The following is a 25364-nucleotide window of genomic DNA, read 5'->3' on the forward strand; positions in this document are numbered from 1 at the left end:
CACGTTCTAACTCCCAGAAGCCTGCCATGAGCTACGACGTCATCATCGGTCTGGAAGTCCACGTCCAGCTCCAGACGCAGACCAAGATCTTCTGCGGCTGCTCGACAGCCTTCAATCCGGACCAGCCGAACGTACAGACCTGCCCCGTCTGCCTCGGCCTCCCCGGTGCACTCCCCGTCCTCAACGGCAAAGCCTTCTGGCTCGCGGTCAAGACGGCCCTCGCGCTCAACTGCGAAATCGCCCCCTTCACAAAGTGGGACCGCAAACAATACTTCTACCCCGACCTCCCCAAGGGGTACCAGATCAGCCAGTACGACCTCCCCTTCAGCCACGACGGCCACGTCGACGTCGTCACCGAATCCGGCGGCGAACGCCACGTCCGCATCCTGCGGGCTCACCTGGAAGAAGACGCCGGCAAGAACCTGCACGACGAATCCGGTCGCGGCCGCGACAGCCAGGTCGACCTCAACCGGGCCGGCACGCCGCTGGTCGAGATCGTCACCGAACCCGACATGCGGACCGCCGAGGAGGCCCGCCGCTTTCTCGAAGAACTCCGGCTGCTGCTGACTTACCTGGAAGTCTCCGACTGCAACATGCAGGAGGGGAGCCTCCGCTGCGACGCCAACGTCAACTTGCACGTCCACCAGCCGGACGGCGGCAAAGTCGCCACTCCCATCGTCGAAGTGAAAAACCTCAACAGCTTCCGCTTCACCGAGCAGGCCATCCTGCACGAAGTCGAGCGGCAATGGGAGGAGTTCCAGCGAACCGGCAAGACGATCAAAGACGCCCCCAAGTCCACCCGCGGCTTCGATCCCGGCCGGGGCGTCACCTATCCCATGCGCGAAAAGGAAGAAGCCGCCGACTACCGCTACTTCCCCGACCCCGACCTGGTCCCCGTGACCGTGACGCCCGCAGACGTCGCCCGCGTGCGGGCCGAAATGTGCGAAACGCCCATCAGCCGGCGGCAGCGTTTCCAGACCGATTACCAGCTTTCCGCCTACGACGCCGCAGTCCTGGTCGACCAGGGCCGTGAAGTCGCGGAGTACTTTGAAACCGTCGCCCGGGCTGCGGGTGACGGGAAACAGGCGGCGAACTGGATCACCCAGGACGTGCTGCGGGAGCTCAACGACCGCCAGCTCACCATCGCGACGTTTCCAATTCCCGCGCCGGTGCTCGCCGATCTGCTGGGTCGGGTCCATCGCAAGGAACTGACGCTGAAGTCCGCTCGCGAGGTCTTCGCCGCGCTCCTCGAATCGGGCGAGCCCGCCAACATCGAGCAGATTGGCCAGGTCATCGCCGAAAAAGGCCTCGCCATCGTCCAGGACGCCGGGGCCATCGACGCCGCCATCGCCCAGGTCATCGCGGCCAATCCCAAACCGGTCGCGGATTTCAAATCCGGGAAAGCCCAGGCCGCCGGGGCGCTCATCGGCCAGGTGATGAAACTGGTCAAAGGAGCCGACCCGCAAGGAGTTCGCGAACGGCTGCTGGAGCAGCTCAAGTCGCTTCCTTGACGCCAGTTACGCCGACTTCTTCGCTGAGTTCGCGAAGGAGCTTGAGCGAAAAGATGCCGGTCGCGTGCCCGTCGTTGAAATGGATGCCGTAGGCATAGTTCCCCACAGGCACAAGCCTCAACGCCTTAACGGGTTGCGCCTCTTCGAGCGTGAGCACGGGAAAGAGGCTCGCTGCGGCCGGAGGCTGCTCGCGTTTCACTTTACAGGTCGCGCACGGACAGCGGTCGCGCAACCGGCCCCACGCAAGACTCGCCTCCAGCCCGTCGCTCCAGACCAGCGTCAGGCCCGCAGGCGTTGCAGAAATCTTGTCTGGCCAGGGAGAATCGGCAGACATGGGCGTCTCCGGGAGCGTCGAACCGGGTATGATCAGCGGCAAACCACACTGGCCGCGATGCATGACCTGCTAAGATTATATCCAGAAGTAGCGACTTTACGCAGTCGCCACTTGCAGCCGTTAGTCCGTTGCCTGAAAATGGTTTGCATCGTCAGACCACATCGGCAGGATTTTTCGCAGAGCAAAGTGTTAAAAGCAAGTTCCGCGGGTATAATCCCGCAGCAATCACCTCGGCCGTAGCGGGTGGCGAATGGGGCCGGATCAATGAAGACGTCTATCGAACCGGGCGACGAGCAGTTCCTGCAGCAGTTGCACAAGCTCGGAACGGGGTCCATCCAGGATCTCTGCCAGTCACTCGGCGTGACTGCGACGGCGATCCGCCAAAGACTCGTCCGTCTGGAGGCGCAAGGGTTCGTCGAGCGCGAAGTCATTCGCACCGGCCGCGGTCGGCCGCATCACGATTACCGGGTGACCGCGCTGGGCCTCCGAGAACTGGGAGACAATTACTCCGAACTGGCGATTCTGCTGTGGCGCGAACTCCGTTCCATCCCGGAGGTCGAAGTTCGGCAGCGCGTTGCGAACCGCCTGAAGGCGGCGCTGGTCCAGCGATACGGTGGAGAGATTCAGGGCGAGACTTTGCTGGCGCGGATGCAGGGACTTCAGGCCGTGCTCGAACGTCGGGGATTTCAGATGGAAGTCGGATCGCGCGACGACCTGCCGATCCTGCGAGAGAACAACTGCCCCTACCAGGAACTGGCCGGCGAAGATCCGGGAATCTGCGAACTGGAGAAACAGGTCTTCGAAGAAGTCCTGGGAGTCGAATTGAAACTGGCCTGCTGTTGTCGCAACGGCGACAACAGTTGCGAGTTTCAACCCATGGAATCGTCGGTCAGATAATCGGTCGCGTTGCCGACGGCGAGGAGTTTGAGATCAGCATGGCATGGATTGACGGGCGATTCGAGGAAACGGTCCTCACGACATCGATGGAAGGCGCGCTGAACTGGGCCAATCAGTCCAGCGTCTGGCCGATGACGTTCGGTCTCGCCTGCTGTGCCATTGAAATGATGGCCGTCGGCGCCAGCCGGTTCGATCTGGACCGCTTCGGAGCGGGAGCTTTTCGCGCCTCGCCCAGGCAGGCGGACCTGATGATCGTCGCCGGAACGGTCACCTTCAAAATGGCCAGTCGCGTCCGTCGCCTGTACGAGCAGATGCCCGATCCGAAGTATGTGATTGCAATGGGAGCCTGCACGATCGGCGGCGGCCCGTATTTCAAGTACGGTTACCATGTCGTGAAGGGGGTCGATCTGGTGGTGCCGGTCGACGTCTACGTCCCCGGCTGCCCGCCGCGCCCCGAAGCGCTGCTGGAAGGCATCATGCGGATTCAGGACAAGATCCGGTCGCGCAAGCTGGCGAAGAACGGGGTCGAAATTCCCCCGGTGCCGCATCACTCGGGCCGAGTGGCGCTGCCCCCAAGTTTGATCAAAGCCTGCTGACGCCGCGGCTCCCGCGAAATGCGGAGCGAGGGCGGGCCGGCGAGTGTTTTCGGTTGGTCGTTTTGTGGAGCAAGAGTTTTCGATGAGCAGTCTGCTGAAGATCTCTGACCTGCATGTCGCCGTGGAAGGCGTTCCCATCCTGCGGGGCGTCAGCCTGGAAATCCGCCAAGGCGAGATCCACGCCCTGATGGGGCCCAACGGCTCCGGCAAGAGCACGCTGGCCTACGCGCTGGTCGGACACCCCAAGTACGAGATCACCAGCGGCACGATCGAGATCGACGGCCGGAACATCAACGAACTAGACCCCTGCGAACGAGCCCGACTCGGGCTGTTCCTCGCGTTCCAGTACCCGGTGACGATTCCCGGCGTGAAGGTCGCCGACTTCCTGCGGCACGCCGTCACCAACGTCCGGACGCCCGACCGCAAGGAAGGCGAAGGACTTATCCCGATGCGCGAGTTCCGCAAGGAACTGAAGCAGCGGATGGAAGAGCTGGGGATGGACACCGAGTTTGCCCGGCGATACCTCAACGAAGGCTTCTCCGGCGGCGAAAAGAAGCGAATGGAGATTCTGCAGCTCGCCATGCTGCAGCCGAAATTCGCCATCCTGGATGAAACCGACAGCGGCCTCGACAGCGACGCCGTCCGAGTCGTCAGCGAAGGGCTGCAGAAGCTCGCCGGCCCGCAGATGGGCGTGCTGATCATCACCCACCACGAACGCCTGCTCGAATACAACGTCCCCCAGTTCACCCACGTGATGCTGGCCGGCCGGATCGTCGAAACCGGCGACGCCGCCCTGGCCCACGAACTGCACAGCAACGGCTACGCGACGGTTCGCGAGCGACACCCGCAGGAAGCCGCCGAAGAACAGGAACGCCGGGACGCCGCGGCCGCCATCAACGACGCCGTCGGCGTGAACTGAAGCCCTAAGGAGACTGGTAACGTGTCGATGCTGGTGGCGGAATCCGAAGCGGAAGCAATCGCATGTCGACCGCGTACGGTCGCCGATCTGCTGAAGGAACTGGGGCAGATCCCGGCCGAGCGGATCCGTCTGCAACCTGCGCCCGGCACGGCCACCGAATTGGACCTTCTTCAGACCCGACGCTGCGAGTTGATCGACGGCACATTGGTGGAGTGCGCCATGGGCTTTTTCGAGTCGCGCCTGGCCGTCGTACTGATTTGCGTGATCGAGCAGTATTTGAAAGCGAATCCGATTGGCTTCACTGTTGGCGCTGACGCCTATATGAGGCTGGAAAGGGTTGGAATCCGCATCCCGGACGTCTCGGTCTATCTCTGGACTCAGTTCCCGGAACGAAAGGTTCCCCAGGTTTCAGTCGCGGACACGATCCCCCTTCTGGCAGTCGAGGTCATCAGCTCCACCAACACACGCCAGGAGATGGTGAGGAAACGCCGCGAATTCCTCGAACGTGGAACCGAACTGTTCTGGATCGTTGACCCGCGAAAGCAGACTGTGGAAGTCGCCTCGGCCGACGGCAGTGAAGCGACTCTGACAATCGATGAGACCTTGTCGGGCGAACCCGTCCTGCCCGGTTTTCGCCTGAAGATTGCAGACTGGTTCGGCCAGGCCGAATTGGCGCCCCGTGCGCAGGAAGACTCCTCCAAGACCCCTTGAAGTCCCTCGCCGGCCGATGGCCGGTTGACCGACAACTCGAACTTGCCAACGGCAAGCCGCCGAGAGGAAAGAGACCCGAACCATGCCCACCGACCTGACCGCCGCCCCTGCCGAAGAAATCGGCGCTGGCGATTACCAGTACGGCTTTCACGAGTCGACCGACAACTACGTCTTCCGCGGCCGGAAAGGCCTGGACCGTGAAGTCGTGTACCAGATTTCGGAAATGAAAAAAGAACCCGCCTGGATGCGGGACTTCCGTCTGCAGGCGCTCGACATCTTCGAACAGAAGCCGATGCCGACCTGGGGCGGCGACCTGACCAAGCTCGATTTCCAGGACATCTACTACTACGTGCGGGCGTCGGACCGGCAGGAAAAAAGCTGGGACGACGTCCCGGACGATATTCGCCGCACCTACGACCGGCTCGGGATCCCCGAAGCCGAGAAGAAGTACCTGGCCGGCGTGAAGGCTCAGTACGAATCCGAAGTCGTCTACGGCAGCCTGCAGGAAGATCTCGTCCGCAAGGGCGTGGTCTTCACCGACACCGATTCCGCCGTCCGCGACTACCCCGATCTCGTCCAGCAGTATCTGGGGACGGTCATCCCGTCGACCGACAACAAGTTCGCGGCGCTCAACAGCGCGGTGTGGTCGGGCGGGTCGTTCATTTACGTCCCAAAGGGCGTGCACATCGAATTCCCGCTGCAGGCCTATTTCCGGATCAACTCGGAAAACATGGGCCAGTTCGAACGCACGCTCATCATCGTCGACGAAGGGGCTTCGGTCCATTACGTCGAAGGCTGCACGGCTCCGACCTACAGCTCCGAAAGCCTCCATTCCGCCGTCGTGGAAATCCTGGTGAAGCGCGGCGCCCGCTGCCGCTACACCACGATCCAGAACTGGTCCAGCAACGTCTACAACCTGGTAACCAAGCGGGCCATGGCCTACGGCGACAGCCTGATGGAATGGGTCGACGGCAACCTGGGTTCCCGGCTGACGATGAAGTATCCCGCCATCTACCTGATGGAACCGGGCGCCCGCGGCGAGACGCTGTCGATCGCCTTCGCCGGCAAAGGCCAGCATCAGGACGCCGGGGCGAAGATGGTCCACTGTGCTCCGCACACGTCCAGCCGGATCATCTCGAAGAGCATCAGCAAAAATGGCGGCCGGGCAAGCTACCGCGGGCTGGTGAAAGTCGAGAACGGCGCCCACCACTGCAAGAGCAACGTCGTCTGCGACGCGCTGATCCTCGATCCCGAGAGCCGGAGCGACACCTATCCGTATATCGAAATCGATCAGGAAAACGTCGCGATCGAACACGAGGCATCGGTCTCGAAGATCGCCGAGGAACAGCTCCTGTACCTGATGAGCCGGGGAATGAGCGAGCCCGAAGCTTCCGCGATGATCGTGACGGGATTCATCGAGCCGCTCGTGAAGGAGCTGCCGATGGAGTACGCGGTGGAAATGAACCGGCTGATCGAGCTCCAGATGGAAGGCAGCGTGGGATAATCGCCAGGACCGGCTGCACCCCGGAGGACTTCGCCATGTCGACTGCACCCGCCTGCACGTATTCCGTCGAGGAATACCTCGCGCTCGAACGCCAGTCGGAGACGAGGCATCAGTATTACCGGGGTGAGATCTTCGCGATGACGGGAGGTTCGTTCCAGCACGCCACGATCATTTCGAATCTGGTGTTCAGAGCCAGAAGTGCTCTGCGCGACTCTGGTTGTCAGGCGCTGCCGAGCGATATGCGAGTGAAGTGTCCGTCCGGGCTGTATACCTACCCGGATGTTGTCGTGATCTGCGGCGACCCGCAATTGGAAGACAGCTACAGGGACACGCTCGTCAACCCGTTGGTGATTTTCGAAGTCCTGTCTCCGAGTACCGAAGCCTACGACCGAAGCAAGAAGTTTGAGTCCTACCGGGGAATCGAGTCGCTCCGTGAGTACGTGCTCGTTGCTCAGGACCAGATGCACGTCGAGCACTTCGTGCGTCAGCGCGATGCCAACCATTGGGATATGCACATTCTGCGACGCGCCGAAGAAGAACTTTCGATTTCGAATGGCCAAGGCCGCCTGAAACTGTCTGAGATCTACGAAAACGTCGAGTTCGCCCCCGCAAATGCGGACTCCCAACCTGCAAACTGAACCGTCTGCCGACGAAAGCCTGAGATTCCCGCCATGCCCGCCGTGACTGCGACCGCCGTAGCTCCCTGGTCCGCCGATGCGCTCGAAGCCCTCGTGGCCGCCCGCAACGAACCCGTCTGGGTCGCCGAACGCCGGCGGGCCGCCTACGAAACCTACATCGATCTCTGCACCCGCGAGCTCGATCCCGAAGAGTGGAAGCGGATCGACCTGCGCGCCTTCCGTCCCGAGAAGTTCTCGCTCCGCGCGGACGCCGCTGCAGAAGCGACTTTCGCCACGCTGATGGCCGACCGCGGCGAGTTCGGCGGAGTCGTCTCGCATGTCGACGGCGTCTGCCGGTCCGCAACCCTCGACCCGGGCCTCGCCGCCAGAGGGGTGATCTTCGGCAGCCTGACGCAGGTCATCCTGGAACACGGAGAACTGCTGAAGGCCCGGCTGCTGGCCGAGGAGCCGGCCGACCGCTTCGCGGCCCTCCACGCCGCCTTCTGGACCGGCGGAGCCGTCCTCTACGTCCCGCGCGGCGTTGAAGTCGCCCAGCCGCTGTCGAGCCTGATCGGCCTCACCGCGGACGGAGCGGCAGATCTCAGTCATACGCTGGTGATTCTGGAGGAAGGAGCTTCCGCCACGCTGCTCGAAGAAACCGTCTCGGCAAATCCCACCGCCGCCGGTCTGCACGTCGGCTCGGTCCAGTTGCTGCTGGCCCCCGGATCCCGCCTGCGCTACGTGCAGCTCCAGAACTGGAACCAGAAAACCTGGCACTTCGCGCGCCAGTCGGGGCATATCGGCCGGGACGCATTCCTGCAGTGGACGGTCGGCGGGCTCGGAGCCAGGCTGGCCCACATCAACCAGCAGGTCCATCTGGACGGCCGCGGCGCTCAGGCCGAAGTCAACGGCGTCACCTTCGCCACCGACCGCCAGCTCATCTCGTACTACACCCAGCAGACCCACCACGCTCCCGACACCCGCAGCGACCTGCTCTACAAAGACGTCCTCCGCGATCGCGCCCGCGTCGTCTGGCGCGGCATGATCAAAGTCGACAAGGACGCCCAGCAGACCGACGGCTATCAGCGCAACGACGGCCTCATGATGAGCGACCACTGCCGTGTCGACGCCATCCCGGGCCTGGAAATTGAAGCCGACGACGTCCGCTGCACCCACGGCGCCACCGTCGGCCGGGTCGACGAAGAACAGCTCTTCTACTGCATGTGCCGCGGACTCGCCCGGCAGGAAGCGATGCATATGATCGTGGAAGGCTTCTTTCAGCGGGTCTACGATCGCATTCCGGTCGAACTGGTCCGGGAAACTCTCAGCCAGGCCGTGGAACGCAAACTGGGGCTCGGCGAGTAACCCGACGAGTCCTGCCCTTTCCGCACATTTCAACTCAACGCCGGCCGGGTGTTCGCCCGCCGGCCGGCATTCTCGATCGGGACATCATGTCAGACTTTGAACTCGCCGCCGTCTCCGGAGAAATCCCGCCGGGCGGCCGGAAAAGCATTTTTGTCGATGATCTGCCGGCGCTGCTGATCCGGATCGAAAACCGCTACTTCGCCGTCGAAGACGTCTGCACGCACGACGGTCAGCCCCTCACCGACGGCCAGATCATCGATTGCCAGATCGTCTGCCCCCGACACGGCGCCCGCTTCGATCTGGCGACGGGCAAGCCGACGAGGATGCCCGCCACCTCGGCAATCCGCACCTTCGCCGTCGAAGTCCGCACCGACGGCGTCTACGTCAGCCCGGATGCACCGCCCGCCGAACCCGAAGCAGCCGCCGTCGCAGCCTCCATTCCCGCGGCCACCCCGATTGCTGCGACTGCTCCGGTTGCAGGGGATAGCCCTGTCGGGGCGGGAGTCGTCGTCGGGGACATCACCGATGACGCCGTCATCGAAGCGCTCCGGGAAGTCATCGACCCCGAGCTGATGATCAACATCGTCGACCTGGGACTCGTCTACTCCGTCCAGCAGACCGAAGGCAAAGTCGGCGTCGAGATGACCCTCACCAGCCCGGCCTGTCCCGCCGGACCGCAGATCATTCATCAGTCGCGAACCGCCGTCGAGCGAATTCCCGGCGTCAGCGAAGTCGAGATCAAGCTCACCATGTCGCCCCCGTGGTCGCCCGACCGCATGACAGACGCCGCCCGCGATCAGTTGGGAATTTTTTAAATCACCGGCATCGACTCTGAAACAAGGCACATTTGAGTCTTGTTCCCTCTCCCGCTGTCTTCAGTGGCAGAGGGCCAGGGTGAGGATCTTCGAAAGCGCCGAGGCGTCGTCCACGGAGAAACGACGGCGTGCCTCACATTCGTGGCCCGGGATTTAAGATTGCGATGTCTGTGTTGCGGGTCCGCCAGACGAAAATTGGGCAGGCCGGGGATCAGGGGTTTCGGGACGGCCAATCACCCGACCTGCCCAGGACGGACGCAAATCCGCGCACATCCACAATTCGGTCGCAGTCACCTGTAGCGTTCTCGCAATGACGCTTCTTCAAGACTCATCCTGCTCGCGCTCTTCCGCCAGTCATCGGTCCCAATTTCGAAGAGATAATCAGGCCTTCGCAGACAGCGTGGCGTCCTTCAATCGAGTCGCCAGCGGATGCTTGGAAAGCCCCCGGTGCTCGTCCAGCCCGACCAGCCGCAACGTGCGGCCGACGTGCTGGAAGTCTTCCTGCAGAGCATGCAGCTTCTCCATCGTGCTGTGATCCACGACGCGCGCCGCCGAGAGATCGAGCACCACGATTCGGTCGGGACTGACCGCCATCACGGCCTTGTTCAATCCGATCCAGGTCGAGAAGACCGCCGAGTTGTTGACGCGGATGCACGTTGTCGTGTCGTCGAGTTCTTCAACTTCCACGCCGGACTTGAAGAACGACGCCATCGAGACGCCGCTGAAGCAGTGCACGAGGATCTGCAACCCCAGACCGATGAATACGCCGACCAGCAGGTCCGTCATCAGCACGCCGATCATCGTCCCGGCGAAAACCAGCAACTGCTCCGGCCCGATCCTGTACATGTGAATGAATTCCCGCGGATGAGCCAGGCGGAATCCGGTGTAAACCAGCATCGCCGCCAGCGCGGCCAGCGGGATCTTGTGAATCAGCATCGGCAGCGTCGCGACCAGAATCAGCAGGAACAGGCCGTGGAACATGTTCGCAAATCGCGAGCGGGCGCCGTTATCGATATTCGCCTTGCTGCGGACGATCTCCGAGATCATCGGGATTCCGCCGATGAAGGCCACCAGCGTGTTCGCCGTCCCCACCGCCAGCAGATCGCGATTGATATCCGTCTTCCGGCGCATCGGGTCGAGCACGTCCACAGCCTTCGCGGACAGCAGCGACTCCAGCGAGCCGATCAGCGTGAACATCACGATCCACTTCATGCCGACCGGAGTCAGCACCGCCGAAAAATCGGGCCGCATAATTGCGTTGAGAATGCTGCCTGGCACATTCACGAGGAACTTGCTGGAGATCTCGTGTTGCGCGCCGGCAAAGCTGTAGGTATGAGTGTGATCCAGGTCGAACAGCAACCCCAGTGGAATCGCCAGCGCCAGAACCAGAATCTGACCGGGAATCCGCTTCAGCGCAGCGATCTTCACCAGCGGCCACGTGAACAGCAGGATCAGCGACAGCACGCCGATCACGGCGATTTCCGGATTGGCCTTCATGATCGAACTGGGAATCTCCGCCAGCAGGTGCAGAGGCTCTTTCCCGTGCGGCGTCACCCCCAGCACCATATGCGACTGCTTGGCCAGAATGATCACGCCGATCGCCGCCAGCATCCCGTGGACAGCCGCCGTTGGAAACAGATCGCTGATGAAGCCGGACCGCAGCAGCGCAGCCCCGACTTGAATCAGTCCTGCCACAACGCAAATTCCCAACGTCAACTGCTGAGCCCGCAGAGCCGCCTCCGGTTCCGCGGACATGCCGCCCCCCAGTTCGAGCACGCAGCCCAGCACAATCGCGATCATCCCGGCCGCAGGCCCCTTGATCGTCAACTCCGAATTGCTGATCCAAGGCGTCACCAGGCCGCCAACGATGGCGGAAAACACTCCCGCGGTCGCCGGGAAACCGCTGGCCAGCGAAATCGCCAGACACAACGGCAAGGCGATCAAAAACACCAGAAACCCGGACGTCATGTCCGCCCGCAGGTTCCGGGAGAATCCCGAAAAAGCCGGGGCTGGCAGAGAAGACTCGATCATGAACCTGCTCCTGGATCCGCAGCGCGGACCCCATGACAGAACCGTAAGTCACCATCGACAACGGGAAGTGGCGTCGAGCCCATCCGGGCCGGTTTTGAGGCGGGAAAACTCTCGGAGAGATCGTCAACGGGCCGCGAGCTTCGCCGCAACCGATTGCGTTATCATCACAGTAGCATTTTTAACCTGAACCACCCCGCGGCCAACACAGCGTACGCTGACATTCCAGTAAGGCGAGATCTCGACAGTTCCATCTTTATGCGACTTGCGGCCCGGCCATCCCTCCGCCAGGCTGCATGAATCTCGCTTTCGAAGAGGACATCGCGCGGGTTTTCAGCCGCAAAAACAGAGCGGCGGAGCACAGTCACGCTGTGCTCCGCCGCTGATTTTCAATCGGGTCTCCGCCCCGTCATCCCGAAACATTACAGATTCGTCAGCTCCTACGGCGCCAGTTCGTACGCCACAACCCGATTCTCCATCATCTGCGGAAGAATCAGCAGCTTCTCTTTCGGCAGATAGGCATGGTCCGCCGTCCCCTTGGCGAACTGGCCCACGACCCGCGCCTCTCCCGACGCCGAAATGTGGAACACTTTCCCCGCCGCCCAGTCAGTCACAACGTAGCCCCCCCGGCCGTCCAGTTCGATCCCGTCCAGGTTCCCCGTCGGCGTCTTCGTGATCGGCGTCACCTGCTTCGTTTTCAGATCCAGCGACAACAGCCGACCGGGCGTCTTCGGCATGAAGTCCGCGGCATAGCCCCAGGCAGCCAGCAGCAGCCGGTCGCCATCCACCAGCAGGCCGTTGGGACTTTCGAGCTGCTCCCCTTCAGCAAACAGCGTCGCCTTCCCGCCCGAGATCGCATAAATCTTGCTCTCCGGCATGTCCGACACGTACACGGTCCCATCCGGCCCCGCCGCGACATCGTTCAGGAACTTCGCCCCCTCAATCGCAATCCGGTCCACGATCTTCCCGTCCGCCAGCGAGATCGACACGACCTGGTCGATGTCGCTGATCCACAGCTTCCCCTTCGCGGACCGCAGTCCCTTCGGCGCGTCCAGCCCCGTCGCCCATTTCGCAGCAATCACCTCTCCCTGAGGAGTCAGCTTCGAGATGTAGCCGTTCCCGTCCTTCTTCGCCCCTTCGCCGTCGATGTTCGACACAAACAGAAACCCCGTTTCCGGGTCGAGATGCGCACTCTCCGGCACCGCCAGTCCCTTGTCGACCGACCAGACAACCTTCAATGACGGCCCCGCCGGCCTGTCTTCCGCCACCACCACGTTCAGCGAAGCCGCCAGCGCGGCAGCGCAAATCAACAGACGCATTGAATTCCTCCACAGTAAGACGCAACCGGACCCGTCGCCGGCAGACGCCCCCTTCTATACCGGGCGCCGCAACAGTCTGCCAGCGCCGAAATCCTCGCGCCACAGCCGACCTCAGCTCACGCCGTCCCCCGTCCCATTTTCATGGACCGACGTCGCACTCTGTCGATTCATCCTCGCGCTGCAAATCGGCAATTGCCAAATCGCTTCGAGCGGCGGCATACTGAAGCCACTCCGTCCGTTCCCCGTTTCGACTTTGAGGAGGCCGACCATGCTCAATTGCCCGGATTGCAATCCCCAGGACGCGACACCCGTCACTCGCCGCTCCTTCGTAAAAACCGTCGGCGCGACCGCCCTCGCCGCCACTGCAGTTCCCGCGCTGGCCCGTGCGGCCGAGGATTCCGCCAGCAAACCGGAATCCCTCGTCAAGAAACTCTACGACTCGCTCCAGCCTCAGCAGCGCGAAGAAGTCGCCTTCGCCTGGGACCACACCGACGACCGCGGCCTCCTCCGCCTGCACGTCTCCAACAACTGGAATATCACCGATCCCCGCGTCGCCAGCGGATTCTTCACGAAAGACCAGCAGGACATCATCGAAGCCATCTTCTGGGATCTCTATTCCCCGGAGTGGCACGACCGCATCCGCAAGCAGCTTAAAGACGACGCCGGCGGCTACGGCAAAGAACAGTCGATCGCCATCTTCGGCGAACCCGGCACCGGCAAGTTCGAATTCGTCATGACCGGCCGACACCTCACCATCCGCTGCGATGGCGACAGCACCGAGCATACAGCCTTCGGCGGCCCCATCTTTTACGGTCACGCCGCCCAGGACTTCAACGAACAGCCCGACCACCCGGGCAATGTCTACTGGCACCAGGCGCTCAAAGCCAACGAACTCTTCAAAATGCTCGACGGCAAGCAGCGGGAACAGGCCCTCGTCGCCAAGTCGCCCGCCGAACGCCAGGTCCACTTCCAGCCGAAGCCCGAAGACCGCCCCGGCGTCGCGATTGCAGACCTCAGCGCCGACCAGAAGGCCCACGCCCAGCAGATCCTCAGCCTGCTGCTCGAACCCTACCGCCTGTCGGATCAGGCCGAAGCCCGCAAGTGCCTCGAATCCAAAGGGGGCCTCGACGCCTGCAAGCTCGCCTTCTTCCAGGAACCCGACATCGGCAACGACAAACTCTGGGACAACTGGCGCCTCGAAGGCCCCGCCTTCGTCTGGCACTACCGCGGCGCCCCCCACGTCCACGTCTGGGTCAACATCGCCGATGACCAGAACGTCAAGATCACCACAAAGGGCTGATTGCAGGGAAGTCATTGACTCGCTCCCAGGCTCCGCCTGGGAGCGCCCTCTTCCGACGCTCTGCGTCGTCCGGATGGCTCGGCTGAAGGCCGGGCGGCGTCGCCGCAAGAGGCCGCAGGTGGACTCCCACTGACCTCGCAGACTCCATCACGAGCCCGGACAGGGCGCGTCAATTCCACCAGCCAGTCTGCCGATGCTCATCAGCCCCCGCCGCCCCCCTCGGCGCCGGGCTGAGTCGTTTTCTCCTCACCCACGTCAAAGCACGCCGCCTCGCGCCCGTTCCGCACCAGCAGCTTCCCCCGATGCAACACCGGATGATTCCACGTCGTCCCCTCCGGCAGCGCCCCTTTGAAGAATGCCAGTTCCTCAGAAACCGCCGGCGTCGCCGGCGCCAGCGCAAGATCCCCCTGCTCCGACAGCACCAGGATCACATCGTCGACCAGCAGCAACTGACCGTAGTTGTATCGCCCCTTCTTCCACTTCGGCTTGCCAGTCTCGACATCCACGCACGTCAGAATTCCGTCGTCGAGACCGTACAGAAACCCGTCCTTCAACACGAAATCGTTGAACTTCGGCTTCAGCCGGTTCGTCTTCCAGACCTGCTCCGTCTTCCACGGGCCATCATCTTGAGGAGTCAGCCGGACTCTGGCCGAACCGACGCCGTAGCCGCAACCAAAGACCACCGAGTCGTCTCCCAGCACGATCGGCTGAGCGGCGTTCACCTTCGGGTCGTTGACCCACGGAACAAACCACAGCTCCTGGCCGTCGGTCAGCCGATGCCCCCCCAGCCCGTCGCCGCTGAAGACCAGCACCTGCTCGACGCCGTGTAAAGTCTCCAGCCGCGGCGACCCGTAACCGGCCGGATGCGTCCCCTGCTGCCAGACCGGCTCTCCAGTCAGCTTGCTGTACGCCGCAACGGACTTCCCCGCAGTCCCGCCCGGATTCACAATCACCAGCTCGCCGGCAATCAACGGCGACCCCGACATCCCCCACTCCAGATTCTTCGCCGGCTGATCGCCACCCGCATCCTGCAGAATCTTGCGCTGCCAGATCGGCTTCCCCGTCTGAGCCTCCAGACAGTTCAGAACCCCCGTCGCACCGACCGTATACAACCGAGTTCCATCGACCTGCGGCGTCGCCCGCGGCCCGGGACCTCCCATCGGAATCGCATGATCGAAGCGAACCTCGTCCCGGTGCACCCAGACCTGCTCCCCCGTCTCAATCGCGTAGCAGACCACGACTTCCTCGCCGTCCCGCTGCTCCTGCGTAAAGGCCCGGTCCGCCACCACCGCAAACGACGACCAGCCCGCCCCCACCGGATGTCGCCACAACTCCTTCGGCGGCTCCTCCCCCCAGTTCCGCCGCAGCGATCCGTGCCGGACAATCCCATCCCGCTGCGGCCCCCGATACCCCGGCCAGTCGCTCCCGGTCACCTCCCACGCCGATTCGGACGCCGGGCTCAGGTCCGCGGACTGTGTCCCCGGCTCCTGCTGCCTGGCAAAATACTCGCGCGCGATAACATCCGCCCGCGGCGCCCAGCGCCAGACGACAATCGGCTTCATGTCCCCATCGGCGTCATCAATACGGAACAACCCGGCAAGCACGCCAAAGACCGCCGCCACCAGCCCCAGCACGCCGAACCGCACCCGCCAGCGATACCGCGAGAGCAGCAGCCACCACAGAAAGACGCCGAAAATCGCCGCCGGCCACACAAACAGCACCGACATCGCCGAATACGTCCGATCCTCGGCGAACACCTGCCACAAAATCCCCTGAGCAACGACGGCGATCGTCAGCTCGCCCAGCGGCAGCCACCAGCGATGAAACCGCCACGCAGGAACCTTTGGCCCAATAACTGGGACCGCATCGTCAACGGACATTCGGATCGCCTTCGTAGGGCAGGCTCCCGCCTGCCGAATTGTGATATCGAGTGGTCAACTTGCTCCCAGGCTCCGCCTGGGAGCACTCTCTTCCGACGCTCCGCGTCGTCCTCACGGCATCTCAATCGCGCCGGATGACATGCTTGCGAAACTCGGCAAGCATGTTACCCAACCGATGCGGAGTCACTGACTCAATGCCGGCTGGCACAGCCGGCCCAACAAATCATTTCCGCTTCACCAACCGCTCCCCCCGTCTCCACGGTTCAATCTCTTCTTCTCATTCGCGTCCATTCGTGGAATTCGTGGTTCACCCTTCTCCAGCCTTCTCCGCGGTAAATCTACACCGGGATCATTTCCGCCCCGCCAGCGGCTCACCCGTATCGCGGTCAAAACCATCCGGCCGGCGTTCCTTGACCTCCATGTCTCCTGTCGCGACTTCCCACCCGTCGAGCTGCTGCCGCATCAGCGCCAGCGGCTGCGCGAACTTTGGATCGGCCGCCAGATTATGCAGTTCGTGGGGATCGTTCACGACGTCATACAGCTCCTCCGTGGGCCGTGGCTTCAGGAAGCACCCCGACTGTTCCGCCGGCAGCGTCCCCGCATCGCGCAAACGTCGCATCGCCACATACGTCTCGCTCCGCACCGCATCCGCCGGCGGCGTCCCCGGCAGGTCCGGCCACGCATTCCGGATATACTTGAACTGCGACGACCGCACGGCCCGCTCGCGAGCCGAATAGTCGTGCCAGTTATGCTCCGCATAGATGTTGTCCCGCGTCTTCGCCGCAGGATCCTGCAGCATGGGGAGAAAGCTCTCCCCCTGGAACGTCGCGGGCAGCTCGACGCCGGCCAGTTCCAGAAACGTCGGCGCCAGGTCCACCGTGCTCACCAGCGACTCCGTCACGCTGCCCGGTTTCAGCGTGCCAGGCCACCACGCCAGGCACGGCGTCCGGATCCCGCTGTCGTAGACCGTCGTCTTGCACCGCGGAAACGGCCGGCCGTTGTCGGAAATAAACAGCACCAGCGTATTCTCCGCCTGCCCCCGCTTCTGCAACTCGTCCAGCACCTGTCCCACCATGCCGTCCAGCCGGGCGATCTCGTCGTAGTACAGCGCCAGATCGTGCCGGGTTTCCGGAACGTCCGGCAGGTACGGCGGCACCACGACATCCGCCGGCCGATGCGGTTCGGGAATGGCATTCGCCGCATAGGGCCGGTGCGGATCGACGAACGCAAACCAGCCGAAAAATGGCTTGTCCGTCGGACAACCCTGCAACGTACTGACCCACTTGTCGACGCCATCGACGACCGTATCGAACTTCTTCCGCGTCGGGTTCCCCAGATGCCACTTGCCGGCGGCGGCCGTGTAGTACCCGGACTCCCGCAGCTTTTCGACGAACGTCACCTGGTCCCCCGGCAACGGCAGGTGCAGTTCCGACGCCCCCGTGCTGTGCGGATACCGTCCAGTGATGATGCTGCACCGGCTCGGGCTGCACGAACTGCAGGTCAGGAACGCATTGTCGAACCGCAGCCCCTCCCGCGCCATCCGCGCCAGCGACGGCGTCTTGATGTGCGGATGCCCGTACGGTGCGCTGTCGTCCCAGGCCATGTCGTCGGCAATGAACAGAATGATGTTCGGCCGTCGTCCGGCAAGGCCATCGGCCGCCCGAACTTCCGCAACCGAAAACACGCACAGCGCAACCAGGCTGCAGAGCCAGAAACGCAAACTCACAACCGCATCTCCGTAGCAGGGGAATCAGAGGGGGCATCGATCAGGGCAGGAACCGCGCGCGTTCGGCAGGCGTCGGCATCCGGCACGTATCCTTCCGGCCGAACAAACGATACCGGTTCCGCGCCACCAGCAAATAGCCGAGATCCCGCAACGGCCACGGAATCAGCCACAACAGCACCGCCAGAATCCGCCACAACCAGCCAAGGTGCCACAGAATTCGCACCACGGCCGCCGTCCGCCGATACGTCTTGTCATCTACCCACAGCACCAGCGTATGCAGGTTCTGCGTATCCTTCGGGGCCAGAATCTGCCGGGCGGTCTCCCCCTGCAGCGGCGCAAACCGGAACCTCTCCGCGCGGTCCCGCGACAAAACGAAGTCGACCGAGGCGTTGCAGAAACCGCACACCCCGTCGAAGAAGATGATCCGACGGTGCAACTGCGTGATCTCAGCGTCATCCAGCGGTCCAAACGCGACGGCGACCGACATGACCTTCCCTCCTGCCCCCGACAAGGGCTGCCAGCGTCCAGCATACCCGAAACGCAACCAGGCTCTGAAGATCGAACCGCAAAACACCCCAGCTCCTAACCCGTAAACCCGCCCCCCGCCTCCGCCCGGGAGAACTGGTTCCCAGGCTCCGCCTGGGAACCCCGTCGTTGCAAGGCTCCGCCTCGCCCCCCCCCAGCATTCCATTGCCGGAAAGAGCATTCCCAGTCAGCCCCTGCGAACAATCAGATTTGCGAAGATTCCCCGTTAATCCCCATCAATCTCGACGGTCTTCCCCTCGGAGTTCGCTCAAAACCTTCCTCATCACCGGGACCGCAACCATGCCGCAGTCTGAACAAAAACAAGAATACGACCGGTTGCGCCGCGAAGCGGAACGACTGGCCGGCGGACTGACCGACCTTTCCCAGCGGGCGACGGTCTACCACCACATCTTCCGGGAATCGGGCGGCAATCACGTCTTCCCGCTGATCGCCGCTCACGGAGCACTCTGGGCGCGCGGCTGGTTTCAGTTCGGCCACCGACTCGGCCAGATTCTGAGCTGGCAATTCGCCGGACGCCGTCAAATGCAGAGGGAGCATCTTTCGCGGCTGCAAGACTTTGCAGACACGATTCGCGACATCAACCGGCTGGTCTGCATCGATACCTACGTGAATTTCCATTGGACTCGACGCTACGGAACAGCCCCGCACGCCGCAGACCTGATCGCACCGGAACTGCTCGATGCGTTAAATCGGGTTCACGCGGCCAACGACGCAGGCATCCCACTCCCGGACGCCAGTCGACGGGACGTCTTCGCAGCCCATTTCCTGCACGAGCAGACGCACATCGTCGGCCCCAGAATCGAAGCCGCGGTCGCAAACCTCAACTGGCCGGCGCTGCAGTTCCTGGCCCTGAAGCCCGTCGTTCGCTTCGCCTGCTTTCCCCGCGGCCGACGCCTGTGGTTTCGCGACTTCTCCCGGCGTGCAGAACGGGTGGCCAACGGCCTTAAAGCGTTCGACTGGGCCGCGGCCAGCGGCTGGGAACACGCGGAAGCGTCGCTGCGGGAATACAACATCCTCCCGGCAGAGTTCTTCGCAGGCTCCGAACGCTACTTCGCCAACCTGCGGCAGTCCCTGCTCGGAATGCCAGCGTAAAAGCCCCCCTGCGGGCTCCCAGGCTCCACCCCGTACCAGCTCCCGGGAATTCACGAGCCGGAAGCGTCAGCGCCCGGAGTCCGTTCCACGTACCCCTCGCAACACAGCCGAGCACAGAATCCGCAACCAACCCATCTCTGAATCAGTCACCGAACGGCATCCAGCCCTCTGCGAAGCCCGAAGCCCGATACCCGAAGCCCGCCCCTACTTCGCCGCCTGCTGCTGATCGCCCGCCGGCTTGGGAGCCTCGAACTTGAACAGCTCCTGCGCGTTCGTCCCGTTCCAGACGCGGAGCACGCCATCTTCGCCGCCGCCAAGCACAATCCCCTCGTCGCGCGTCGCCGCCGCGGCGTAGACGAAGTCGGGGGCGCCGGGGAAGTTGCGATAGTTGCCGCCGTCGTTGGCGCGGTGCATGCGGACGACCTTGTCTCCGCAACTGCTGACAATGTTGTCCCCCACGCCAATAAACTGCACCGAAGTCACCTGCTTCCCGAAACCGGCGATTGTGCGGTGCTGCTCGCCAGTCTCGACCGTCCAGATCTTCACGACGTTATCGGCCCCGGCGCTCGCAATCCGGCTCGCATCGGCCTTCCAGGCCACTCCCAGAACGTGACTCGTATGCCCTTCAAACGCCCGGATCAGCTTCGCGGACTCAACATCAAACAGCTTGACGAACTTGTCGGCGGCGCCCGACAGGAGCCACTTGCCGTCATGCGAGAACTCGACGCTGAACACCGTATCGCTGTGCGCGTCGACGAACATCTTGACGAACGATCGCTGAGCCACATCCCAGAGCATCAGTTCGCCGCTGCGCGATGGATCGCCCCCCCCGGTCGCCAGGAACTTGCCATCCGGACTGAACGCCAGAGCCAGCACCCGACTGACGAACGGCGAGCCACTGACATCCAGCGGCTTGTCGGCGGGCGGCCCCAGCCGCGCGACGAGCACCCACGCGGGGTTGGAATCCCACACGATCGCCTGCTTGTCTTCTCCCGAGCTGATCAGCGCCCGATTCGGCCCGAAGGCGACAAAATTCACGGGCGCCGCATGCCCCCCGCTCAAAGCATCGAGCGCCTTGCCGCTCTTGCCATCCCACGTTCGGACGACGCCGTCGTCGCCGGACGTGGCGATCAACTTGCCATCGGCCGAGAACGCAACCGCCCGGATCGGCTTCTCATGCTGCGGCAGTTCGGCTTTGCCGGCGTTCAACCTCACTTCAGCCTGCTTCTGGGCCGCGGTCTCGGCGTCGAACCGGGCCTTCTCAGCCGTCTGCACTTCCAGCGCCCCGGCCTGCCCCTTCTCGGACTGAGCCTGAGCCTTCTTCGCCGCCTCAACACCATCCATCGCCGTCTTGACCGCCGCAGTCTCCTTGGCGGCGGCCGCCTCGGCATCGGCCACTTTCTTCTTCAACGCCTCGTCGTCAGGCTTCGCCGCCAGTTCCTTCTTCGCCGCTTCTACAGCGTCCAGGAGCGGCTTTTCCTTCGCCTGAGCATCGGTCACGGCCTTCTCGGCCGCAGCAACCGCCTCGACCGCCTTCTTCGTCTGTTCTTCGCGTTCTTTGAAATTCTTCTCGGCCGCTTTGAAAGCGGCATCGGCCACGGCGACGCGCGACTTGGCGATGGCGTCTTCATCCGTCAGTTGCGTGACGACAAACTGATACGCCGGATCCCCCTTCAGTTCGGCAATCTGCTTGCCCGCGGCGTCCCACAGCTTGGCGGACGGGCCGCCGGCCGAGACGACGAACTGAGCATCGGGCTTCACAGCCACCGAGGCCACCGGCGCGCCGTGGGCCATCGACCGGACCTGGTTGCCATTGTTCGTATCCCACACCCGCGCCGTCTGGTCGTGACTCCCCGAGCAAAGCTGGGGCTGTCCCGGCACATTGGCCAGGCTGACAATCGGTCCGCCGTGCCCCTTCATCTCGACGACCGGCTTGACCGGTTCGGCGGGTTTGTCCCCTTCAGCCGGCTTCGGCTGATTGAACGGCACGTTCCAGCCCCGAATGACGTTGTCGGCCTCGCCGGTATAAACCCGCTTGCCGTCGGCTGCGAGGACGATGGCCGTCAACTCCTGCTGCGAGGTCAGTGCGCCGATCGCGGCTCCATCGGCGACGTTCCACTGGCGAACGGTTTTATCCTTGCTGGCCGAAAAGAGCTGGGTGCCGTCGGCGGAGAAGGCGACGCCGGTCACCGGGCCGGTATGACCGGCGAAGATCCGGCCGGCAGCGCCGTTCGTCAGATTCCAGAGTTTCAGGCTGTTGTCAGCCCCGCCGACGGCGAGCCACTGTCCGTCCGGCGAAACGGCCGCAGCCGTCGCGGCAATCTCATGCGCGGCAGCAGCCCGCCGAACGTTCTCGGGACGCTGCCAGAGTTTGACTTCGCGGTAGCCAGACGAGGCCAGAGTCTTGCCATCCGGGCTGAAGGCGAGCGCGTGCACGAAGTCGCGGTGTGATGCGCCGCGAGGATACAGCACGCGGTCGCCCGACTTCGCTTCGGCCAGAGCCGGGTCCTGCAGGCGACCGACATATTCGCCGGCGGAAAGGTCGTAGAGATCGATCTGATTCGCTCGACCCGCCGCTGCGAAGCGGGCCTGCGGCGTCAGGGCCAGGCTGTAGATCGCGTTGAGGCCGGCCGGGACCGACTGCCAGGCGATATCGGTTGACTGACCGCCCGAACCGGCGTTCGCCCCCTCCAGAATCCACTGCCGCAACAGGCCCAGTTCCTGGGGCGTCAATGCCCCGGCGGATACGTTATTCGGCAGCGGCGGCATCGCCGGTTCCAGCGAACGCGACGCCATCTGGTACATGACGCTCTTATCGGGATCCTTCGCGACAACCGACGGGCCGCGCTTGCCCCCCTTCAGCACCCCGGCCACGGTTTCCAGGTTGTAGCGGCTTTCGGCAATGGCCACGTTGTGGCAAGCCACGCATTTCTCGTCGAGGATCGGCACCAGATCCTTGTCGAAATCGACCGGCCGACCGAGATTCACCGCGGCCGGTTCGATCTTCGCGGCGGCCGGTTTGGCCTCCTGCGCGGGAAGTGCGGTCGTCGCCGCCAGCAGACTTGCAGCCACCATTCCGCGGAAACCAGGCATGCGGGCCATTTCGTTCATCCTGCAACTAAGGTCCGGTTCAGAACCGGAATGAATTCCATGCAATCCAGGGAGGCGGTTACTTCACGACTTTCAGAGGAATGGCCACATCGACGGCCGCTTTGCCTTCGAAGTCGGCTTCAACGCGAATAACGGCATTCGCGATTGTGGCCTCCGGCGCATCGGCTGCGGCTTCAATCACCAGCACCCCATCGTTCTTGTCGGCCGGGACTGCGACCGGTTCGGCCTTCACGCCGACCGTTCCCGGCGGCAGCGACAGCGTCAGGGTCGCCGGGCCGGCGAAGTTGTTGATCCGCTTCAGATCGACTTTCACCTCGATCTTGCCGCCGATTTTGACGTTCCCGCCGTCGGCCGGCGCCGCCGTCAGCGTGTAGGGAGCATTCTTGATCGTCAGCACCAGCGCGGGCGATGACGGCAGGAAATTGATATTGGCGGCTTTGGAGGCCGCTTCGGCGTCCTTGGATTTTTTCTCGGCGGCGACGCGGGCGGCTTCAGTCGCCTTGGCCTTTGCATCGGCATCTTTCGCGGCCTGCTCGGTGGTTGCCTTGGTGGCTTCAGCTTGCTTGACGGCGGCGTCGGCGTCGGCCCGGGCTTTTTCCGCAACTGGAATGGCGTCTGCGGCGGCCTTCACCTTCGCCTGAGCTTCCTGCAGCAGTTTTTCGGCGGCGGCTTTGGCATCGGCGTTGTCGCCGGCGGCCTGCACCGCTTCTGCAGCGGCCTTTTCGGCCGCCTGGGCGTCTGTGAGAGCCTTGTCGGCGGCCGCTTTCGCATCCGTGGCGACTTTGAGAGCGGCCTGGGCGTCGGGGACTTTTTTGGCGGCTTCATCGCGGGCGGCGATGGCGGCTTTGTTGGCTTCCGCGGCGGCGGCGGCAACTTTCGCAGCTTCGTCGAACTCCGCCTTGGCCTTGTCGGCCTTCGCCGGATTGCGGCGGTAGGAAACCTGCTGGGCGCCGATCATGTGGAGCTCGTAGGTTCCGACCGGGGCGTTCGGCGGCACGAAGACGCGGAAGAGGCCCGAGTCCTGGCCCTTGTCGATCGCCTTGTTCTCAATCTGGACGTTGGGGGGCGTGCCGACCCAGGTCATCGTCACGGAATTGTCGAAGCCGTTTCGGCGGACGAGCGCGACGGGAATCAGAATCTGACGACCGTGATTGGCCTCGATCCGCGGCACATCGTGTTTAACCTGGAACGGAGCCGTCTCTTCAATCACCGACAGTTCCAGCGTCTGGGCCACGCGGGTTTCCGACGGCTGATTGACGGCGGCGGGCCAGAGAACCGTTCCGACGCGAGCGTGACGCACCAGTTCCTGAGTTCCGGCCGGCGTGGTCAACGCGGACTTGCCGACGATTTTCACCGAGCCGGCGAACGGCGGGGCGTCTTCGGCCGCCGTAAACACCAGCACGCCGCTGAGTTGCGTCGGACCGAGACTGATGGGAGCGCAGGTTACGCCGGGGGGCAGGCCCTCGGCGGAGATTTCGATCACGCCGGCAAAGCCATCCCGGCGGACTGACAGGATGTCGACCGGCAGGTTGTCGCCGCGGCGGAGGCCGGCGGCCCAGGTCATCGGCTGCTTCGTGTTGGCGGGGATCGGGCCGTTGGGGACCGCGACGAGGCGGAAGTCGGGCGTTTCCGGGCGGATGCTGAGCCGGTAGACCAGCGACGAGTCGCCGCGGCTGGCGCCGTACCGATCGCGAACCGTGACTCGGTAGAGTCCGTCCGCGGGGATGGCGAGTTTATAGACAGGGTCGTCGGAGAGCGTCTCGAAGATCACCGGCAGCGGATTGACGCCATCGTCGTCCGCGGCCCCGAGGCGTTTGACCGTCTCTTCCCCTTTGTCGTTGAGGGTGACCTGGTCGATGGTGAGGTAGGGGTCGGCGGGTGATCCGAGCCGCTGGGCCTGGGCTTCGAGGAAGAAGACCTGGCCGGCCTTGGCGTCGAAGGTGAAATTGTCGACGTCGCCGCGGGCCTGGAACTGGCCGGCGACTTCGACAGGCGCAGTCACTTTCTGCGACTGGGGCGGGAGGTTGTTGGGTTCGACTTCCGCCGCGGGCACGGAAGGTGCAAAGCCGATGACGACCGGGTTGGAGAGCCCGGCCGGGGAAGCCCAGCGATAGACAAAGCTGTCGGCCGCAGAGGCTTGCGACGAGAGGGCGACCTGCGGATCGACCTTCAGGGCATCGGCCGGGACGGCGATCTGGACGTCGAGCTTGTCGAGCGGATGGCCGTAAGTGGTGACGCCGGACGGCTGGCCTCCTGGCAGATTGCGGCCGTAGAGAGTGAAGGCGCCGGTGGAACCGGGGACGCCGGCCGGCGGGAAGACGTAGTCGATATAGGGTCCGGTGTGGAACGTCAGGCGGTAGAAGTAGTCTTCGCCCCCGGCGTAGACGAAATCGTAGACTCTGACGAGATAGTCGCCGTCGACGGGCAGCACGACATCGACGAGCGGATCGCCCGCGACGTTGTTGCGGGCCAGGGTCAGGCGGCGCCCGGCGGGATCGTAGATTTCGACGGCGGCGTCCAGCTTCGAGTCGATCCGTCTGGCAAACAGTTCGCCGATGATCCGCTGTCCCTGCTTGCCGGCGAACTTGAAGTGATCGAGTTCCGCCCCCGCGGTGACACGGGCGTTGAGGGTCTTGCCGATCTCGATGGCCTGGGCCTGTTCGGGGAGGTTATTCGGTTCGACTTCGAGGACTTCCGGGCGATTGCCGATGGAGAAGAATCGCGGGTTGCTGATGCCGTACAACCCGACGGCGCGGACTTCGTACTGGCCGGGGGGAGTTTCCCCCGAGACAGTCACCGTGAAGACGTTCGGGATCGGTTGCGGCTGACCGCCGACGTCCTGGGTCTTCTGCGTGGCGGTAATGCCGGGATGAGTGAAGAGCAGTCGGGAGACTTCTTCGAGATCGGCGCCGTTGGTGATCGTCACATCAAACGCGGTTCCGACCTGTCCGCCGGGCGGGAAGAGGGCGTAGATCCGGGTTTGCGGCAGTTGCGCCTGGGCGATCTGCAGCCCTGCGAGGAGAGCCGTCGCGACGACGAGGAGGCGGAAACGAGTTCGCTCAAAGCACGCAGGAGCAAGCTTGGCCCGCATGG

Annotated in this window: 19 protein-coding genes; 11 read left to right on the forward strand and 8 right to left on the reverse strand. The window is 63.6% G+C overall.

Annotated elements, in window-relative coordinates; translation table 11 throughout:
• Positions 1–26 precede the first annotated feature (26 nt).
• Positions 27–1511, forward strand: a complete 1485-nt coding sequence (gatB, locus tag SH412_RS17995) for an Asp-tRNA(Asn)/Glu-tRNA(Gln) amidotransferase subunit GatB (protein ID WP_336519393.1) — start codon at positions 27–29, stop codon at positions 1509–1511.
• Here the strand turns inward: gatB and SH412_RS18000 are convergent.
• On the reverse strand, positions 1495–1845 hold the full coding sequence (locus SH412_RS18000; protein WP_336519394.1) for a DUF971 domain-containing protein: 351 nt from the start codon (positions 1843–1845) through the stop codon (positions 1495–1497). The genes gatB and SH412_RS18000 overlap by 17 nt on opposite strands.
• 264 nt (positions 1846–2109) lie before the next feature.
• On the opposite strand from SH412_RS18000, the gene SH412_RS18005 reads away from it, so the two are divergent.
• The 8 genes from SH412_RS18005 (at position 2110) to SH412_RS18040 (ending at position 9269) form a co-directional block, all read left to right on the forward strand.
• Entirely contained in the window at positions 2110–2742 is a 633-nt protein-coding gene (locus SH412_RS18005; protein WP_336519395.1) for a helix-turn-helix transcriptional regulator, read from the forward strand.
• Positions 2743–2780: 38 nt separating this feature from the next.
• Positions 2781–3338 carry an NADH-quinone oxidoreductase subunit B gene (locus SH412_RS18010; RefSeq protein ID WP_336519396.1) on the forward strand — a complete coding sequence of 186 codons (558 nt, stop codon included), beginning with the start codon at positions 2781–2783 and terminating at the stop codon, positions 3336–3338.
• Between the two features lie 82 nt (positions 3339–3420).
• Positions 3421–4257, forward strand: coding sequence for a Fe-S cluster assembly ATPase SufC (gene sufC / locus SH412_RS18015; RefSeq protein ID WP_336519397.1), 837 nt, complete (start codon positions 3421–3423; stop codon positions 4255–4257).
• Between the two features lie 27 nt (positions 4258–4284).
• The gene (locus SH412_RS18020; RefSeq protein WP_336524173.1) at positions 4285–4968 is read left to right on the forward strand and encodes a Uma2 family endonuclease; all 684 of its coding nucleotides are present in this window, start codon (positions 4285–4287) and stop codon (positions 4966–4968) included.
• Positions 4969–5050: 82 nt separating this feature from the next.
• Entirely contained in the window at positions 5051–6472 is a 1422-nt protein-coding gene (sufB, locus tag SH412_RS18025; protein ID WP_336519398.1) for a Fe-S cluster assembly protein SufB, read from the forward strand.
• Between the two features lie 35 nt (positions 6473–6507).
• On the forward strand, positions 6508–7110 hold the full coding sequence (locus SH412_RS18030) for a Uma2 family endonuclease (RefSeq protein ID WP_336519399.1): 603 nt from the start codon (positions 6508–6510) through the stop codon (positions 7108–7110).
• Between the two features lie 33 nt (positions 7111–7143).
• A complete protein-coding gene (gene sufD, locus SH412_RS18035) occupies positions 7144–8454 on the forward strand; it encodes a Fe-S cluster assembly protein SufD (protein ID WP_336519400.1) in 1311 nt (436 codons plus the stop codon).
• Positions 8455–8540: 86 nt separating this feature from the next.
• On the forward strand, positions 8541–9269 hold the full coding sequence (locus SH412_RS18040; protein WP_336519401.1) for an iron-sulfur cluster assembly protein: 729 nt from the start codon (positions 8541–8543) through the stop codon (positions 9267–9269).
• Positions 9270–9650: 381 nt separating this feature from the next.
• Here SH412_RS18040 and SH412_RS18045 read toward each other — a convergent pair whose 3' ends face one another.
• Both SH412_RS18045 and SH412_RS18050 read right to left on the reverse strand, forming a co-directional pair.
• Positions 9651–11300, reverse strand: a complete 1650-nt coding sequence (locus tag SH412_RS18045; protein ID WP_336519402.1) for a SulP family inorganic anion transporter — start codon at positions 11298–11300, stop codon at positions 9651–9653.
• A 437-nt stretch (positions 11301–11737) separates the two neighbouring features.
• On the reverse strand, positions 11738–12616 hold the full coding sequence (locus tag SH412_RS18050) for an SMP-30/gluconolactonase/LRE family protein (protein WP_336519403.1): 879 nt from the start codon (positions 12614–12616) through the stop codon (positions 11738–11740).
• A gap of 268 nt (positions 12617–12884) precedes the next feature.
• Here SH412_RS18050 and SH412_RS18055 point away from each other — a divergent pair, with 268 nt between their 5' ends.
• Complete coding sequence (locus tag SH412_RS18055) at positions 12885–13916, forward strand: DUF3500 domain-containing protein (protein WP_336519404.1); 1032 nt, start codon at positions 12885–12887, stop codon at positions 13914–13916.
• 200 nt (positions 13917–14116) lie between these two features.
• On the opposite strand, the gene SH412_RS18060 is transcribed toward SH412_RS18055, so the two are convergent.
• The 3 genes from SH412_RS18060 to SH412_RS18070 all read right to left on the reverse strand — a co-directional run bounded on the left by SH412_RS18060 (position 14117) and on the right by SH412_RS18070 (position 18009).
• Entirely contained in the window at positions 14117–15796 is a 1680-nt protein-coding gene (locus tag SH412_RS18060) for a PQQ-binding-like beta-propeller repeat protein (RefSeq protein WP_336519405.1), read from the reverse strand.
• Positions 15797–16145: 349 nt separating this feature from the next.
• Entirely contained in the window at positions 16146–17522 is a 1377-nt protein-coding gene (locus SH412_RS18065; protein WP_336519406.1) for a sulfatase family protein, read from the reverse strand.
• Between the two features lie 40 nt (positions 17523–17562).
• Positions 17563–18009 (reverse strand): thiol-disulfide oxidoreductase DCC family protein, encoded by a 447-nt coding sequence (locus tag SH412_RS18070; protein WP_336519407.1) that lies wholly within the window; start codon positions 18007–18009, stop codon positions 17563–17565.
• A gap of 338 nt (positions 18010–18347) precedes the next feature.
• On the opposite strand from SH412_RS18070, the gene SH412_RS18075 reads away from it, so the two are divergent.
• Positions 18348–19160, forward strand: a complete 813-nt coding sequence (locus SH412_RS18075) for a hypothetical protein (protein WP_336519408.1) — start codon at positions 18348–18350, stop codon at positions 19158–19160.
• A 204-nt stretch (positions 19161–19364) separates the two neighbouring features.
• On the opposite strand, the gene SH412_RS18080 is transcribed toward SH412_RS18075, so the two are convergent.
• Both SH412_RS18080 and SH412_RS18085 read right to left on the reverse strand, forming a co-directional pair.
• Positions 19365–22262, reverse strand: coding sequence for a c-type cytochrome domain-containing protein (locus SH412_RS18080; RefSeq protein ID WP_336519409.1), 2898 nt, complete (start codon positions 22260–22262; stop codon positions 19365–19367).
• Between the two features lie 67 nt (positions 22263–22329).
• Positions 22330–25362, reverse strand: coding sequence for a cell envelope integrity TolA family protein (locus tag SH412_RS18085; RefSeq protein ID WP_336519410.1), 3033 nt, complete (start codon positions 25360–25362; stop codon positions 22330–22332).
• Positions 25363–25364 lie beyond the last annotated feature (2 nt).

Source organism: Planctellipticum variicoloris (assembly GCF_030622045.1).
Taxonomy (GTDB): Bacteria; Planctomycetota; Planctomycetia; order Planctomycetales; family Planctomycetaceae; genus Planctellipticum; species Planctellipticum variicoloris.

What these genes read in the sequence shown, in the direction of transcription:
- SH412_RS18070 (WP_336519407.1), bottom strand. Translation starts at nt 18,009, where the DNA reads ATGTCGGTCGCCGTCGCGTTTGGACCGCTGGATGACGCTGAGATCACG.
- SH412_RS18085 (WP_336519410.1), bottom strand. Translation starts at nt 25,362, where the DNA reads ATGCGGGCCAAGCTTGCTCCTGCGTGCTTTGAGCGAACTCGTTTCCGC.
- SH412_RS18000 (WP_336519394.1), bottom strand. Translation starts at nt 1,845, where the DNA reads ATGTCTGCCGATTCTCCCTGGCCAGACAAGATTTCTGCAACGCCTGCG.
- SH412_RS18075 (WP_336519408.1), top strand. Translation starts at nt 18,348, where the DNA reads ATGCCGCAGTCTGAACAAAAACAAGAATACGACCGGTTGCGCCGCGAA.
- SH412_RS18010 (WP_336519396.1), top strand. Translation starts at nt 2,781, where the DNA reads ATGGCATGGATTGACGGGCGATTCGAGGAAACGGTCCTCACGACATCG.
- SH412_RS18005 (WP_336519395.1), top strand. Translation starts at nt 2,110, where the DNA reads ATGAAGACGTCTATCGAACCGGGCGACGAGCAGTTCCTGCAGCAGTTG.
- SH412_RS18020 (WP_336524173.1), top strand. Translation starts at nt 4,285, where the DNA reads ATGCTGGTGGCGGAATCCGAAGCGGAAGCAATCGCATGTCGACCGCGT.
- sufC (WP_336519397.1), top strand. Translation starts at nt 3,421, where the DNA reads ATGAGCAGTCTGCTGAAGATCTCTGACCTGCATGTCGCCGTGGAAGGC.
- SH412_RS18080 (WP_336519409.1), bottom strand. Translation starts at nt 22,262, where the DNA reads ATGGCCCGCATGCCTGGTTTCCGCGGAATGGTGGCTGCAAGTCTGCTG.
- SH412_RS18045 (WP_336519402.1), bottom strand. Translation starts at nt 11,300, where the DNA reads ATGATCGAGTCTTCTCTGCCAGCCCCGGCTTTTTCGGGATTCTCCCGG.
- SH412_RS18050 (WP_336519403.1), bottom strand. Translation starts at nt 12,616, where the DNA reads ATGCGTCTGTTGATTTGCGCTGCCGCGCTGGCGGCTTCGCTGAACGTG.
- SH412_RS18040 (WP_336519401.1), top strand. Translation starts at nt 8,541, where the DNA reads ATGTCAGACTTTGAACTCGCCGCCGTCTCCGGAGAAATCCCGCCGGGC.
- sufB (WP_336519398.1), top strand. Translation starts at nt 5,051, where the DNA reads ATGCCCACCGACCTGACCGCCGCCCCTGCCGAAGAAATCGGCGCTGGC.
- gatB (WP_336519393.1), top strand. Translation starts at nt 27, where the DNA reads ATGAGCTACGACGTCATCATCGGTCTGGAAGTCCACGTCCAGCTCCAG.
- sufD (WP_336519400.1), top strand. Translation starts at nt 7,144, where the DNA reads ATGCCCGCCGTGACTGCGACCGCCGTAGCTCCCTGGTCCGCCGATGCG.
- SH412_RS18030 (WP_336519399.1), top strand. Translation starts at nt 6,508, where the DNA reads ATGTCGACTGCACCCGCCTGCACGTATTCCGTCGAGGAATACCTCGCG.
- SH412_RS18060 (WP_336519405.1), bottom strand. Translation starts at nt 15,796, where the DNA reads ATGTCCGTTGACGATGCGGTCCCAGTTATTGGGCCAAAGGTTCCTGCG.
- SH412_RS18055 (WP_336519404.1), top strand. Translation starts at nt 12,885, where the DNA reads ATGCTCAATTGCCCGGATTGCAATCCCCAGGACGCGACACCCGTCACT.